Here is a 15346-nt window from a genome sequence, read left to right on the forward strand (position 1 = left end):
CGTCGCGAGTGGATCACTCGACGCTCGCCACTCTTTCGATGAACCGTTCACGCAAGGGGAATGCGAAGCCCAAGAAGCGTTCTACCGAGGCCAAGAAGAGCCCAAGGAGCCGCCGGGCAGGGCGATTTGAGGCTTACGCCCTACGAACGCGGCGCGGCACCCCGTGCCTTGAGCAGGTCCGCCATCAGGCCGATCTCCGACTGCTGCGCGTCCACCATGCCCTGCGCGAGCCGCTTCTCCACCCCGACCGCGCACTTCTCCACACAGCCCTCGGCCATGTGAACGCCGCCCTTGTGATGGTCCGTCATCAGCTGGAGGTAGAAGATCTCCGCCTGCTTGCCGCTGAGCTCGCCGAGCTTCTTCATCTCGGTGTTGGTCGCCATGCCCGGCATCAGCGCGCCGTCCTTGCCGGAGGCCATGTCGCCCATGCCCATCCAGGTCATCGGCGGCTCGGAGGACACCTTGGGCAACCCCCACAGATCGAGCCAGCCGAGCATCATGCCGCGCTGGTTGGCCTGCGTCTGCGCGATGTCGTAGGCGAGGCGGCGCACCTCCTCGTCCTTCGTGCGGTCGCGCACGATGTACGACATCTCCACGGCCTGCTGGTGGTGCACCGCCATGTCCCGCGCGAACCCGGCGTCCGCGGACTCGGCGGAGGGGGTCGTTCCGTTGCCGTCGTCCCCGGCGACGGCGTAGGTGATCGCGCCGGCCGCGACGAGCGCCGTCGCCGCGGCCCCGGCGATCAGAGCGGCCTGCCTCACTGCGAGAGACCGTTCGTGCAGGCGGCACCCGGCTCGGGCGTCTGCTCGCCCTGGACGAACTTCTCGAAGAACTTGTCGACGTTCGGGTCGTCCGCGCCCGTCACCGTGCGCTGGTGGCCCCACGCCGAGAGCATGATCGGGTCCTTCTGGTCGTCCAGCGGGCTCATCAGCGTGTACGGCGTCTTCTTCACCTTCGCCGCGAGCGCGTCGATGTCGGCCTTCTTCGCGTCGGCGTTGTACGTCACCCACACCGCGCCGTGCTCCAGCGAGTGCACGGCGTTGGTGTTGTTGATCTCCTTGGTGTAGACGTCGCCGTTGCAGTTCATCCAGACCTGGTTGTGGTCGCCGCCGACCGGCGGCTCGGAGGCGTACTTCACGGCCTTGGCGACGTGGTTGCGGGACAGCGTCCCCTCCCAGGTCTTCACGCCGTCCTTGCCGGTGACGAACTTGCCCTTGCCCGAGGAGTCGCTCGCCGCGGTGTCACTGCCCTTGTCGTCCTGGGACCGCACGAGCACGACGCCGCCGACGACCAGGCCGCCGACGATCACGAGGCTGGCCGCGATGGTGAGGATCCGGTTGCGGCGCTCACGGGCCTGCTCGGCGCGCCGCATCTCCTCTATTCGCGCCTTGCGTGCCGTGCTGCTCTTCTTGGCCGAGCCCATGAGATGTCCTTCGGGGGAAAAAGTGACGGTCGGGTGCGCTGATCGTAATGGGGGAGGCGGGGCGCCTCGTAGGGCGGCTACCGGAATGGGCCGAATCGATACGGCACCGACAGCTGCCCGACAGCTTCGGGAATCGGGGCCGGACCGTCCCCGTTTAAAGTTGCATCCGACACGCAAATTAAGTGCGGGGGGTGCCGACGCGGACCGGCCATTACAGATGTCGGTGCGAGCAGGCACTATGGGCGGAAGAGCAGTTCACCCGCTGTACGTGAGGCGTTCGAGCCCGGGTCGGCCGGGCGATCATGGTGCGCAACGCGTACGAAATGGTGGTGTGGTGGGATGCTCAGGTGCCCGACCGCCTCCCGTGGTACGGAAGACAGGCGGCCTGACCAGCAAGGATGGGGAAGCGGAAGATGGACAAGCAGCAGGAGTTCGTGCTCCGGACGTTGGAGGAGCGCGACATCCGGTTCGTACGCCTGTGGTTCACGGACGTGCTGGGCTTCCTCAAGTCCGTCGCCGTGGCCCCGGCCGAACTGGAACAGGCCTTCGACGAGGGCATCGGCTTCGACGGCTCCGCGATCGAGGGCTTCGCCCGGGTCTACGAGTCCGACATGATCGCCAAGCCGGACCCGTCGACCTTCCAGATCCTGCCCTGGCGCGCGGAGGCCCCGGGCACGGCCCGCATGTTCTGCGACATCCTCATGCCGGACGGCTCCCCGTCCTTCGCCGACCCGCGCTACGTGCTCAAGCGCGCCCTTGCCCGCGCGAGCGATCTCGGCTTCACGTTCTACACGCACCCGGAGATCGAGTTCTTCCTGCTGAAGGACCGGCCGCTGGACGGCTCCCGCCCGACTCCGGCCGACAACTCCGGCTACTTCGACCACACCCCCACCAACGTCGGCATGGACTTCCGCCGCCAGGCGATCACCATGCTGGAGTCGATGGGCATCTCGGTCGAGTTCTCCCACCACGAGGGCGCCCCGGGCCAGCAGGAGATCGACCTGCGCTACGCCGACGCGCTCTCCACGGCGGACAACGTCATGACGTTCCGCCTGGTCATGAAGCAGGTGGCGCTGGAGCAGGGCGTCCAGGCGACGTTCATGCCGAAGCCGTTCTCCGAGCACCCCGGCAGCGGCATGCACACCCACCTCTCCCTCTTCGAGGGCGACCGCAACGCCTTCTACGAGTCGGGCTCGGAGTACCAGCTCTCGAAGGTGGGCCGCTCCTTCATCGCGGGCCTGCTGCGGCACGCGGCGGAGGTCTCCGCGGTCACCAACCAGTGGGTCAACTCCTACAAGCGCATCTGGGGCGGCGCGGAGCGCACGGCGGGCGCGGGCGGCGAGGCCCCGTCGTACATCTGCTGGGGCCACAACAACCGCTCGGCCCTGGTCCGCGTCCCGATGTACAAGCCCGGCAAGACGGGCTCGGCGCGGGTCGAGGTCCGCTCCCTGGACTCGGGCGCGAACCCGTACCTGGCCTACGCCGTCCTCCTGGCCGCCGGCCTGAAGGGCATCGAGGAGGGCTACGAGCTCCCGCCGGGCGCCGAGGACGACGTCTGGGCCCTCTCCGACGCCGAGCGCCGCGCGATGGGCATCGAGCCGCTCCCGCAGAACCTGGGCGAGGCCCTGACCCTGATGGAGCGCAGCGACCTGGTCGCCGAGACACTCGGCGAGCACGTCTTCGACTTCTTCCTGCGCAACAAGCGGCAGGAGTGGGAGGAGTACCGGAGCGAGGTCACGGCGTTCGAGCTGCGGAAGAACCTTCCGGCGCTGTAAGGAGCGTGCAGCCCCGTCGCGGGGGCCGGAGGTCACTGACCTCCGGCCCCCGCGCAGCCGACGCGTGGACCGGCCGGGACCCCTCCTGGCGATCAGCTCTCCTGCTGCCGCCTCAGCTTCGCCAGCAGCTCGTGCAGCGGCTCCGTCGCCCGCCGCCGGTACTCCTGGACCGCCCACCCGTTGCCGTCCGGGTCCTGGAAGTGCATGAACGTGGCGCCGTCGTCCGGCGCGTACTGGACCGGCTCCGAGACGTCGAGGCCGCGGGCGACCAGCTCCGCGTGGGCCGCCTTGATGTCGGCGACGCACAGTTGCAGGCCCTGGTAGGAGCCGGGGGCGGGGGTGGGGCCCGGGGTCATCTGCCAGATCGAGTCGCCGAGGGCGATCGAGCAGCCGGAACCCGGAGGGGTCAGCTGGACGATCCGCATCCCGGGCATGACCTCCTGGTCGATGTCCACGTGGAAGCCGACCTTGTCCCGGTAGAAGTCCCGGGCCCGGTCGATGTCGGTCACGGGCAGCGGGATGACTTCGAGGGTGATGTCCACGGCGTGACTCCTTTGTCAGGCATCGGCGAACCGCCACCGCGTCTGGCTGAACGGCTCCCCCTTACCGAATCCGAAAACGGTCCGGGGCGCCACCGAGTAGACGGCCGCTCGACCCGAGCCGTGGCGGAAATAGCCCTCCCGTACCTCGAAGTGCCAGACACTGCCGTACTTCGCCTCCCACGCCGCGGCCAGTTCGCGTAGCCGGGCGTCGTCGGTCACGCGCCTCGCCTCGCCCTCCACCACCAGGTCGTAGCCCTGGTTCCAGGTGTTCGTGCCGGTGGTGAGCACGACATGGGGGTTCTCCGCGAGGTTCCTCGCCTTGCGTTCCTCCGGGCCCGTGCAGAAGTGCAGGGCGCCGTCCGACCAGACCGCGGGCAGCGGAGTGACGTGCGGGCGGCCGTCCGGTCGTACCGTCGAGATCCAGAACAGCTCCGCCGCCGCGAGCCGCGCCTCCGCCTCCCGCCAGTCGGTGGCTTCGGCCGTCTCGTCGCTGTAGCGCCTGTCCAGGCGGGTTTCCGGGTGCATGGTGGTCATGAGCGTCCTCCCGACCTGTGTGCTCACAGATGCAGACCCCGTCCGCCTGCCGAACTCATCGGCGCTCGCCCAGGTCTGTGCGGTTAGGCTCGAGCCGTACGACCTTGATCCGACGGAAGTCCGAGGAACAGTGCGAGGGAGGCCCGGATGTCGGCGGTGCCGGGGCGCAGGAGCAGTACCTTCACACGGCTGCTGCGGCACGGCTTCACCGACGCCTCCGCCGCCGAGCGGCTCCTGGACAGCGCCGAGCTGGCACCCCTGCGCGACGACCCGGTGCTGCTGGAGGCGCTCGGCGCGACCGCCGACCCCGATCTCGCGCTGCTCGGGCTGGTCCGGCTGCTGGAGGCCCAGCCGAACGCCGGCGCCCGCCGGGAACTGCTCGACACCCTGATCGCGGCCAAGCCGCTGCGCGACCGGCTGCTCGGCGTGCTCGGCGCCTCCACCGCCCTCGCCGACCACCTCACCCGGCACCCGGACGACTGGCAGGCGCTCGTCACGTACGAGTCGCGGGACCTGCACCCCGGGGTGGAGGAGTTCGAGGCCGGCCTCGCGGAGGCCACCGACCCGGTCTCCCTGCGCGTCGCCTACCGGCGCTGCCTGCTGTCCATCGCCGCCCGGGACGTGTGCGGTACGACGGGGGTCGCCGAGTCCGCCGCCGAGCTGGCCGACCTCGCCACCGCCACCCTGCGCGCCGCCCTCGGCCTCGCCCGGGCGGCCGCGCCCGAGGACGACGCCCTGTGCCGGCTCGCCGTCATCGCGATGGGCAAGTGCGGGGGCCACGAGCTGAACTACGTCTCCGACGTGGACGTCATCTTCGTGGGGGAGGCCGCCGAGGGGGCCGACGAGACCAAGGCCGTCCGGGCCGCGACCCGGCTCGCCTCGCACATGATGCGGATCTGCTCGGAGACCACGGTCGAGGGCTCCATCTGGCCCGTCGACGCCAACCTCCGCCCCGAGGGCCGCAACGGCCCGCTAGTGCGCACCCTCTCCAGCCACCTCGCCTACTACCAGCGCTGGGCCAAGACCTGGGAGTTCCAGGCGCTGCTCAAGGCCCGGCCGGTGGCCGGCGACCTCGACCTCGGCGAGGAGTACGTCGCCGCCGTCCAGCCGCTGGTGTGGAAGGCCGCCGAGCGCGAGAACTTCGTCCCCGACGTGCAGAAGATGCGCCGCCGGGTCGTGGAGAACATCCCCGCCGCCGAGGTCGACCGCCAGCTGAAGCTGGGCCCGGGCGGCCTCAGGGACGTCGAGTTCGCCGTGCAGCTGCTCCAGCTGGTGCACGGCCGCGCCGACACCTCCCTGCGCAGCGGTACGACCCTCGACGCGCTCAAGGCCCTCGCCGCCGGCGGCTACGTCGGCCGGGCCGACGCCGCCCAGCTCGACGAGGCCTACCGCTTCCTGCGCTCCATGGAGCACCGCATCCAGCTGTTCCGGCTGCGCCGCACCCACCTCGTCCCGGAGGACGAGGCTGAGCTGCGCCGCATCGGCCGCTCCCTCGGCCTGCGCACCGACCCGGTCGCCGACCTGCACCGCGAGTGGCGGCGGCACGCCACCGTCGTACGCCGCCTGCACGAGAAGCTGTTCTACCGGCCGCTGCTCGACGCGGTCGCCCAGCTCGCCACCGGCGAGGCCCGGCTGAGCCCCGAGGCGGCCCGGGAGCGTCTGGTCGCCCTCGGCTACGACGACCCGGCCTCCGCCCTGCGCCACCTGGAGGCGCTGGCCTCCGGCGTCACCCGCAAGGCCGCCATCCAGCGCACCCTGCTGCCCGTCATGCTCGGCTGGTTCGCCGACTCGGCCGACCCGGACGCGGGCCTGCTCAACTTCCGCAAGGTGTCGGACGCGCTCGGCAAGACGCCCTGGTACCTGCGGCTGCTGCGGGACGAGGGCGCCGCCGCGCAGAACGTTGCCCGGGTGCTGTCCGCCGGCCGGCTCGCGCCCGACCTGCTGATGCGGGCGCCGGAGGCGGTGGCGCTGCTCGGCGACGGGGACGGCGGCGGGCTGGAACCGCGCCCGCGCGCCCACCTGGAGCAGGAGATACTCGCCGCGGTGAACCGGGCCGACGGAGCCGCCCAGGCGGTCACGGCCGCCCGTGGCGTGCGCCGCCGCGAGCTGTTCCGCACGGCAGCCGCCGACATCGTCGGCTCCTACGGCACCGAGGAGCAGCCCGCCGAGGCCGACCAGGGCGCCCTGGTGGACCTGGTCGGGGGAGCGGTCTCGGACCTGACGGCGGCGACCCTCGCCGGCACGCTCCGCGCGGTCGTCAGGGACGGCTGGGGCGACAGCCTGCCCACCCGGTTCGCGATCATCGGGATGGGCCGCTTCGGAGGCCACGAGCTGGGCTACGGCTCCGACGCGGACGTGCTGTTCGTGCACGAGCCGCGCGACGGCGTCGACGAGCGGGAGGCCTCCGAGGCGGCCAACAAGGTCGTCTCCGAGATGCGCCGCCTGCTCCAGATCCCCAGCGCCGACCCGCCCCTGCTGATCGACGCCGACCTGCGCCCGGAGGGCAAGTCCGGACCGCTCGTCCGCACCCTCAAGTCGTACGAGGCGTACTACCGCCGGTGGTCCCTGACCTGGGAGTCGCACGCCCTGCTGCGGGCGGAACCCGTCGCCGGGGACGAGGACCTGGGCCGCCGCTTCATCGAGCTGGTCGACCCGCTGCGCTATCCGGCCGACGGACTCGCCGACGAGGCCGTGCGCGAGATCCGGCGGCTGAAGGCCCGGATGGAGTCCGAGCGGCTGCCGCGCGGCGCCGATCCGAAACTGCACGCCAAGCTCGGTCCGGGCGGCCTGTCCGACGTGGAGTGGACCGTGCAGCTGCTCCAGCTGCGGCACGGCGCGGCGGAGCCGGGCCTGCGCACCACCCGCACCCGCGAGGCCCTGGCCGCCGCCCGCGCGGCCGGGCTCGTCACGGACGAGGACGCGGCGATCCTGGACGAGGCCTGGGTCCTCGCGACGCGCGTCCGCAACGCGGTGATGCTGGTCCGCGGCCGGGCCGCCGACACGTTCCCCTCGGACCCCCGGGAACTGGCCGCCGTGGGGCGGTACCTGGGCTACGGCCCGGGCCACGTCGGCGACATGCTCGACGGATACCGGCGCACGGCCCGCAGGGCGCGGGGTGTGGTGGAGGAGCTGTTCTACGGGGTGGCCGAGCGCTGAGGAGGCCCGCGAGGACCCGGGCGAGAAGGCGCGGGGTCGCATTGCCTCCGGTGGCGTCTGCGGGGTCGCATTGCCTCCGGCGGCACCCGCGAGGCCGCATTCCCTCCGGCGGCACCCGCGAGGCCGCATCCCCTCCCGCAGCACCCGCGAGGCCGCACCCCCCGCCGCGACACCGCGACACCGCGGCACCGCGGCACCGCGCCGACGCGGCGGCGGGTCAGACCCCGGTCGGCCGCAGCGGGCGGCCCACCCCGCGCGTCTGCGCCGGTACCACCTTCGGCAGCGCGTACGGCTGCCGCCCGTACCAGACCCGCGCCACCGTGAACCCGAAGGCCAGGCACAGCACGCCGCCCACCGCGTCCAGCCAGAAGTGGTTGGCCGTGGCGACGATCACCACCAGCGTCAGCGCCGGGTAGAGCAGGCCCAGCACCCGCACCCAGGGGATTGTGGCCAGGGCGAAGATCGTCAGGCCGCACCACACGGACCAGCCGATGTGCATCGACGGCATCGCGGCGTACTGGTTGGACATGTGCTTCAGGTCGCCGGACGCCATCGATCCCCAGGTCTGGTGGACCATGACCGTGTCGACGAAGCCGCCGCCGTTCATCAGCCGCGGGGGCGCCAGCGGATACAGGTAGTAGCCGACCAGGGCGACGCCGGTCGTCGCGAACAGCACCAGGCGGGTGGCCGCGTAGCGGCCGGGATGGCGACGGTAGAGCCACACGAGCACACCCAGCGTGACCACGAAGTGGAGCGTCGCGTAGTAGTAGTTCATGCCGACGATGAGCCAAGTCACCGAGTTCACGGCGTGGTTGACCGACTCCTCGACGGCGATGCCCAGCTGGTGCTCGGCCTTCCAGATCCAGTCGGCGTTGCGCAGGGCCTCGGCCTTCTGCTCGGGCACGGCGTTACGGACGAGCGAGTACGTCCAGTAACTCACCGCGATCAGCAGGATCTCGAACCAGAACCGGGGCCGGCGCGGGGTGCGCAGCCGCCGCAGCGGGCCGGGCCCCGTCTCGGCCGTGACGGGGTGCGGAAGGGCCGCTTCCCGGCCTTCCGGCGTCGTCACGGTCGTGTCACCCATAGGCACAAAGTCTGCCAGAAAAGCCCTGTCCCACCGATCATCCTCCGGTCTGGTCCGGGCCGCATGTTCTACGGCGGAACGACCCCCTCGGGTCCTACCGGCGCAGGGTGCGCGACCGCCGTTCTCCACCCGGAGGACGAGACGGACGAATCAGGAGTGATCAGAAGTCTCAGTGACGTCCGCGGTCCCCGGGCGCCGAAGCGGTCGAACCGCGCACCACCAGCTCCGGCATGAACACGAACTCGCTGTGCGGGGCGGGCGTCCCGCCGATCTCCTCCAGCAGCGTGCGCACGGCCGCCTGGCCCATCGCGGGAACCGGCTTGCGGATCGTCGTCAGCGGCGGGTCCGTGAAGGCGATCAGCGGGGAGTCGTCGAAGCCGACCACGGAGATGTCCTTCGGCACGGCCAGGCCCAGCTGCCGGGCCGCCCGGATCGCGCCCAGCGCCATCATGTCGCTGGCGCACACCACGGCCGTGCACTGCCGCTCGATCAGGGCGGTGGCGGCGGCCTGCCCGCCCTCCAGGGTGTAGAGGGAGTGCTGCACCAGCTCCGACTCGACGGCCTCGGCGCCCAGGCCCAACAGGTCCTGCATCGCGCGCACGAACCCCTCGATCTTGCGCTGCACGGGCACGAACCGCTTGGGCCCCAGGGCCAGCCCGATCCGCGTGTGCCCCAGGGACGCCAGGTGCGTGACCGCCAGGGACATCGCCGCGCGGTCGTCGGGGGAGATGAACGGCGCCTGCACCTTCGGCGAGAAGCCGTCCACCAGCACGTACGGCACGCCCTGCGCGCGCAGCCGGTCGTAGCGCTGCATGTCGGCGGTGGTGTCCGCGTGCAGCCCGGAGACGTAGATGATGCCGGCGACCCCGCGGTCGACGAGCATCTCGGTCAGCTCGTCCTCGGTCGAGCCGCCCGGGGTCTGGGTGGCCAGCACCGGCGTGTAGCCCTGCCGCGTCAGCGCCTGGCCGATGACCTGGGCCAGGGCCGGGAAGATCGGGTTCTCCAGCTCCGGGGTGATCAGACCCACCAGGCCCTCGCTGCGCTGGCGCAGCCGCACCGGGCGTTCGTAGCCCAGCACGTCGAGGGCGGCCAGCACGGACTGGCGGGTGGTGGCGGCGACGCCCGGCTTCCCGTTGAGGACGCGGCTGACGGTCGCTTCGCTCACCCCCGCCTGCACAGCGATGTCGGCAAGCCGTGTGGTCACAGCACCGGACTGTAGCGGCCGGGGTTCTGCTTGCACACCGACGGGACGCCTGGTGCGCGCCGTCGCACGGCCCGCTGCGGGTTGCTGGGTCATCGCGGTCCCTCGAAGTCGTGGTCGGCGTCCGCTCCGCAACGGATGATTCCCCCCGGCGGACACGGATGGCAAGTGCTTGCAGAGTCTTGCACAACTGTCCGACTCCCTGCCGAACAGCCGGAAATCAAGGCCCCAGGGCGATCGCGGACAGGTCACGGCGGGATAACCATCCGCGCCCCTTGCAACTTTTTGCTGCAAGGTCTTTCGCAACTCCTTGAAACGCGGCTAATCTCACCGACGCCCGGCGGCCAACGGCGCAGTCGGCAGCACGGAACGGGCTTTCACCCTCAAGGAGAACTCATGCGGCGTGGCATAGCGGCCACCGCGCTGGTGGCGTCCCTCGCCCTGGCGGCGACGGCCTGCGGCGGAAGCGACAGCGGCGACGAGGCCGGCGGCCCGGTCACCATCACCTGGTGGGACACCTCCAACGCCACCAACGAGGCGCCGACGTACCAGGCCCTGGTCAAGGAGTTCGAGGCCGCCCACAAGGACATCAAGGTCAACTACGTCAACGTCCCCTTCGACCAGGCGCAGAACAAGTTCGACACCGCCGCCGGCTCCAAGGGCGCCCCCGACGTGCTGCGCTCCGAGGTCGGCTGGACCCCCGCCTTCGCCAAGAAAGGCTTCTTCGCGCCGCTGGACGGCACCGAGGCCCTCGCCGAGCAGGACAAGTTCCAGCCCAGCCTGATCGAGCAGGCCAAGTACGAGGGCAAGACCTACGGCGTCCCCTTCACCACGGACACCCTCGCCCTCGTCTACAACAAGGCCCTGTTCAAGAAGGCCGGCGTCGAGGCCCCCAAGACCTGGGACGACCTGAAGAAGGCCGCCGCCACCATCAAGGACAAGACCGGCGTCGACGGCTACTGGGGCTCCACCCAGGCCTACTACGCGCAGAGCTTCCTCTACGGCGAGGGCACCGACACCGTCGACGTCGACGCCAAGAAGATCACCGTCACCTCGCCCGCCGCCAAGAAGGCCTACGGCACCTGGCAGAGCCTCTTCAAGGGCAAGGGCCTGCACAAGGCCGACACCACCGCCGACGCCTACGCCCACATCCAGGAGGCGTTCGTCAGCGGCAAGGTCGCCTCGATCATCCAGGGCCCGTGGGAGATCACGAACTTCTACAAGGGCTCCGCTTTCAAGGACAAGAACAACCTCGGCATCGCCACCGTCCCGGCCGGCTCCACCGGCAAGGCGGGCGCACCGACCGGCGGCCACAACCTCTCCGTGTACGCGGGCTCGGACAAGGCCCACCAGGAGGCCTCGCTGAAGTTCGTGAAGTTCATGACCTCGGCCAAGGCCCAGGAGACCATCGCGCTGAAGAACTCCACGCTGCCCACGCGCGAGGACGCCTACACCGCGAAGGTCAAGGCCGACCCGGGCATCGCCGGCTACCAGAGTGTGCTGCCCGCGGCCCAGCCGCGCCCGGCCCTCCCCGAGTACAGCTCCCTGTGGACCCCGCTCGACGACGAGCTGATCGAGATCGCGGGTGGCAAGGAGTCCCTGGACAAGGGCCTCGGCGACGCCGAGACCGCCATCGCCAAGCTGGTGCCGGACTACAGCAAGTGACCGCCGCGTGACCGCCGGATCCCCCGGTCATGGGGGAGGGGATCCCGGCGGCCACCGGCCTGCGCCTGCGCCCGGGCCCGAGCAGCTCCCCTTGAACTCCTTGAACCTCCAGAAGGTGTCGAACCATGACAGTCGCCATCGACCGAGCGACCGGCAAGCGGCGCGGTGAGCGGGAACCGCGGCCCGGACCGGTCCAGCGGCTGAAGAACGGCCTGCACAAGCACTGGTACGCCTACGCGATGGTCGCCCCGGTGGCGATCGTCCTCGGCGTCCTCGTGCTGTACCCGCTGGCGTACGGCCTGTACCTCACCCTCACCGACGCCAACAGCCTGAACACCGCCCGCACGATCGGCGTCAACGAGATCGACGCCACCTACAAGTTCATCGGCCTGGACAACTACGCCGACATTCTGTGGGGCCCGACGGCGTACGACCGCTTCTGGTCGCACTTCCTGTGGACGGTCTTCTGGACGGCGGCCTGTGTCACCCTGCACTACGGCATCGGACTCGGCCTCGCCCTGCTGCTCAACCAGAAGCTGCGCGGCCGCACCCTCTACCGGATGATCCTGGTGCTGCCCTGGGCGGTGCCGACCTTCGTCACCGTCTTCGGCTGGCGGTTCATGCTCGCCGACGGCGGCATCATCAACAGCGGCCTGGAATTCCTGCACCTGCCGACGCCCGCGTGGCTGGAGGACACCTTCTGGCAGCGGTTCTCCGCGATCATGGTCAACACCTGGTGCGGCGTGCCGTTCATGATGGTCTCGCTCCTCGGCGGCCTGCAGTCGATCGACGCGAGCCTGTACGAGGCGTCCGAGATGGACGGCGCCAGCGCCTGGCAGCGGTTCCGGTACGTCACCCTGCCCGGCCTGAGGTCGGTCAGCACCACGGTCGTCCTGCTCGGCGTGATCTGGACGTTCAACCAGTTCGCCATCATCTTCCTGCTGTTCGGCAACACCGCCCCGGACGCCCAGATCCTCGTGACCTGGGCCTACCACCTGGGCTTCGGGCAGCAGCCGCGCGACTACGCCCAGTCCGCCGCCTACGGAATCCTGCTGCTGTCCCTCCTGATCGTCTTCACCTCCTTCTACCGCCGCTGGCTGAACCGCAACGAGCAGCAGCTCGCGATCTGAGGCAGGAGTCCGAAATGAGTACGACCACCGTCGAGAACTCCGCCCCGGCGACCGAGGGGCGCCCCGCGAGCGCCCCCGGCCGGACGCGCCGGCGCGGCGAGCAGAGCCGCGCGGCCTCCCTCGCCTCGCACGCCGTGCTGATCGTCGCGAGCCTGACCGCGCTCTTCCCGGTCGCCTGGCTGTTCTTCCTGTCCCTCGGACCGGACAAGGACGACTACCTGCACCCCGGGCGCATCTGGGGCAAGATGACGTTCGACAACTACGCGTTCGTCCTCCAGGACACCGGCTTCTTCGACTGGCTGAAGAGCACGCTGGTCGTGGTGCTGGGCACGACGCTGATCGGCGTCGTCGTCGCCGCGTCCACCGGATACGCGGTCTCCCGCATGCGGTTCCCGGGCTACCGGAAGCTGATGTGGGTGCTGCTCGTCACCCAGATGTTCCCCATCGCGGTACTGATCGTGCCGATGTACCAGATCCTCTCGGATCTCCAGCTCATCGACAGCTACCTTGGTCTCATCCTTGTCAACTGCACCACGATCGTGCCGTACTGCGCCTGGCTGATGAAGGGCTATTTCGACACCATCCCGTTCGAGATCGACGAGGCCGGGCGCGTCGACGGGCTGACCCCCTTCGGCACGTTCGCGCGGCTGATCCTGCCGCTCGCCAAGCCGGGGCTCGCGGTCGCGGCGTTCTACAGCTTCCTCACGGCCTTCGGTGAGGTCGCGTTCGCCTCGACGTTCATGCTGAGCGACGACAAGTACACGTTTGCCGTCGGTCTCCAGACGTTCGTGAGCGAGCATGACGCGCAGCGGAACCTGATGGCCGCGACGGCTGTCTTGATCGCGATACCGGCTGCCGCGTTCTTCTACCTCGTGCAGAAGAACCTGGTGACCGGGCTTACTGCAGGTGGCACCAAGGGGTGACCCAGCGCCCCTCGGGTCACTGGCGAACCGCACTCACAAGCCCGAGGCGGTCGCGGCGCCCATCCGACCCCGCTGTGCCGCGGCCGCCTCGTCACCCACCCCACGTCTCACATGACCACACCTCTGTTACGCATCAAGGACGACATGAGCCAGCACTCAGCTGCACCTGCCCCCAGCCCCACGTCCGCCGTGGCCGTCGCCAAGCGTCGCGACTGGTGGCGGGACGCGGTGATCTACCAGGTGTACCCGCGCAGCTTCGCCGACAGCAACGGCGACGGCATGGGCGACCTGGAGGGTGTCCGCACCCGCCTGCCGTACCTGCGCGACCTCGGCGTGGACGCCGTGTGGCTCAGCCCCTTCTACGCCTCGCCGCAGGCCGACGCCGGCTACGACGTCGCCGACTACCGGGCCGTCGACCCCATGTTCGGCAACCTCCTGGACGCCGACGCGCTGATCCGCGACGCCCATGAGCTGGGCCTGAGGATCATCGTCGACCTGGTCCCGAACCACTCCTCCGACCAGCACGAGTGGTTCAAGCGGGCCGTCGCCGAGGGCCCCGGTTCCCCGCTGCGGGACCGCTACCACTTCCGCCCCGGCAAGGGGAAGAACGGCGAACTCCCACCCAACGACTGGGAGTCGATCTTCGGCGGCCCGGCCTGGACCCGGGTCCCGGACGGGGAGTGGTACCTGCACCTCTTCGCCCCCGAGCAGCCCGACTTCAACTGGGAGCACCCGGCGGTCGGCGACGAGTTCCGCTCCATCCTGCGCTTCTGGCTGGACATGGGCGTCGACGGCTTCCGGATCGACGTCGCACACGGGCTGGTGAAGGCGGAGGGGCTGCCCGACCTTGGATCCCACGACCAGGTGAAGCTCCTGGGCAACGATGTCATGCCGTTCTTCGACCAGGACGGCGTCCACGAGATCTACCGGCAGTGGCGCCGGATCCTCGACGAGTACGCGGGGGAGCGCATCTTCGTCGCGGAAGCGTGGACGCCGACCATCGAGCGCACCGCCAACTACGTCCGCCCGGACGAGCTGCATCAGGCCTTCAACTTCCAGTACCTCAGCACCCACTGGGACGCCGAGGAGATGCGTGAGGTCATCGACCGCACCCTGGAGGCCATGCGCCCGGTCGGCGCGCCCGCGACCTGGGTGCTGTCCAACCACGACGTCACCCGGCACGCCACCCGGTTCGCCAACCCGCCCGGCCTCGGCACCCAGATCCGGCTGGCCGGCGACCGGGAACTGGGGCTGCGCAGGGCCCGGGCCGCGACCCTGCTGATGCTGGCGCTGCCCGGCTCGGCGTACATCTACCAGGGCGAGGAACTGGGCCTTCCGGACGTCGTCGACCTGCCCGACGAGGTGCGCCAGGACCCGGCGTACTTCCGGGGCGCGGGCCAGGACGGGTTCCGTGACGGGTGCCGGGTGCCGATCCCGTGGACCAGGACCGGGTCGTCGTACGGCTTCGGCGACGGGGGCAGCTGGCTGCCGCAGCCGGAGGGGTGGGGCGAGCTGAGCGTCGAGGCGCAGACCGGGGTGCCCGGGTCGACGCTGGAGCTGTACCGGGCCGCGCTCGCGGTGCGCCGCGGGCAGCCCGACCTCGGCGCGGGCAGTTCCGTGGAGTGGCTGCGGGCGCCCGAGGGGGTGCTCGCCTTCCGGCGCGGGGAGTTCGTGTGCGTCGCGAACACCACGGGGGAGGCGGTGGCGATGCCGGCGTACGGCCGGGTGCTGGTCGCGAGCGGGGAGATCGTCCTGGTCGACGACGAGGCGAAGGTGCCCGGCGACACCACGGTGTGGTGGACCACCGCGACCACGGCCTGATTTTCCTTTGAATTTCGTACGGCCCGCTGCCCTTTCGGGTGGCGGGCCTTTACCATCTGCGTCACCGCAAGGTTTCTGAACTTTGCAGCAAG

12 protein-coding genes are annotated in these 15346 nt (G+C 70.4%); 6 read left to right on the forward strand and 6 right to left on the reverse strand.

Annotation, left to right across the window (positions count from 1 at the left end; all coding sequences use genetic code 11):
• Nucleotides 1–140: 140 nt before the first annotated feature.
• Both IE255_RS04680 and IE255_RS04685 read right to left on the reverse strand, forming a co-directional pair.
• The gene (locus IE255_RS04680; RefSeq protein WP_190048801.1) at nucleotides 141–761 is read right to left on the reverse strand and encodes a DUF305 domain-containing protein; all 621 of its coding nucleotides are present in this window, start codon (nucleotides 759–761) and stop codon (nucleotides 141–143) included.
• Entirely contained in the window at nucleotides 758–1423 is a 666-nt protein-coding gene (locus IE255_RS04685; protein WP_190048802.1) for a thioredoxin-like domain-containing protein, read from the reverse strand. The genes IE255_RS04680 and IE255_RS04685 overlap by 4 nt, the downstream gene beginning before the upstream one ends.
• A gap of 413 nt (nucleotides 1424–1836) precedes the next feature.
• On the opposite strand from IE255_RS04685, the gene glnA2 reads away from it, so the two are divergent.
• Complete coding sequence (gene glnA2, locus IE255_RS04690) at nucleotides 1837–3198, forward strand: gamma-glutamylpolyamine synthetase GlnA2 (RefSeq protein ID WP_190048803.1); 1362 nt, start codon at nucleotides 1837–1839, stop codon at nucleotides 3196–3198.
• A gap of 92 nt (nucleotides 3199–3290) precedes the next feature.
• On the opposite strand, the gene IE255_RS04695 is transcribed toward glnA2, so the two are convergent.
• Nucleotides 3291–3740: a VOC family protein gene (locus IE255_RS04695; RefSeq protein WP_190048804.1), complete on the reverse strand. Its 450-nt coding sequence runs from the start codon at nucleotides 3738–3740 to the stop codon at nucleotides 3291–3293.
• Nucleotides 3741–3755: 15 nt separating this feature from the next.
• Nucleotides 3756–4274 (reverse strand): pyridoxamine 5'-phosphate oxidase family protein, encoded by a 519-nt coding sequence (locus tag IE255_RS04700; RefSeq protein ID WP_190048805.1) that lies wholly within the window; start codon nucleotides 4272–4274, stop codon nucleotides 3756–3758.
• 147 nt (nucleotides 4275–4421) lie between these two features.
• Between IE255_RS04700 and IE255_RS04705 the strand changes: the two genes are divergently transcribed.
• Nucleotides 4422–7430 carry a bifunctional [glutamine synthetase] adenylyltransferase/[glutamine synthetase]-adenylyl-L-tyrosine phosphorylase gene (locus IE255_RS04705; protein WP_190048806.1) on the forward strand — a complete coding sequence of 1003 codons (3009 nt, stop codon included), beginning with the start codon at nucleotides 4422–4424 and terminating at the stop codon, nucleotides 7428–7430.
• 217 nt (nucleotides 7431–7647) lie between these two features.
• Here IE255_RS04705 and IE255_RS04710 read toward each other — a convergent pair whose 3' ends face one another.
• Nucleotides 7648–8514, reverse strand: a complete 867-nt coding sequence (locus IE255_RS04710) for a phosphatase PAP2 family protein (protein ID WP_190048807.1) — start codon at nucleotides 8512–8514, stop codon at nucleotides 7648–7650.
• 169 nt (nucleotides 8515–8683) lie between these two features.
• A complete protein-coding gene (locus tag IE255_RS04715) occupies nucleotides 8684–9718 on the reverse strand; it encodes a LacI family DNA-binding transcriptional regulator (protein ID WP_190048808.1) in 1035 nt (344 codons plus the stop codon).
• Between the two features lie 393 nt (nucleotides 9719–10111).
• Between IE255_RS04715 and IE255_RS04720 the strand changes: the two genes are divergently transcribed.
• The 4 genes from IE255_RS04720 to IE255_RS04735 all read left to right on the forward strand — a co-directional run bounded on the left by IE255_RS04720 (nucleotide 10112) and on the right by IE255_RS04735 (nucleotide 15254).
• Complete coding sequence (locus tag IE255_RS04720; RefSeq protein WP_190048809.1) at nucleotides 10112–11380, forward strand: extracellular solute-binding protein; 1269 nt, start codon at nucleotides 10112–10114, stop codon at nucleotides 11378–11380.
• A gap of 125 nt (nucleotides 11381–11505) precedes the next feature.
• Nucleotides 11506–12510 carry a carbohydrate ABC transporter permease gene (locus tag IE255_RS04725; RefSeq protein WP_190048810.1) on the forward strand — a complete coding sequence of 335 codons (1005 nt, stop codon included), beginning with the start codon at nucleotides 11506–11508 and terminating at the stop codon, nucleotides 12508–12510.
• Between the two features lie 14 nt (nucleotides 12511–12524).
• Nucleotides 12525–13433, forward strand: a complete 909-nt coding sequence (locus IE255_RS04730) for a sugar ABC transporter permease (RefSeq protein ID WP_190048811.1) — start codon at nucleotides 12525–12527, stop codon at nucleotides 13431–13433.
• A 144-nt stretch (nucleotides 13434–13577) separates the two neighbouring features.
• Complete coding sequence (locus IE255_RS04735) at nucleotides 13578–15254, forward strand: glycoside hydrolase family 13 protein (RefSeq protein ID WP_190048812.1); 1677 nt, start codon at nucleotides 13578–13580, stop codon at nucleotides 15252–15254.
• Nucleotides 15255–15346 lie beyond the last annotated feature (92 nt).

Origin of the sequence: Streptomyces lomondensis, assembly GCF_014651035.1 — a bacterium.
GTDB classification, from domain to species: domain Bacteria; phylum Actinomycetota; class Actinomycetes; order Streptomycetales; family Streptomycetaceae; genus Streptomyces; species Streptomyces lomondensis.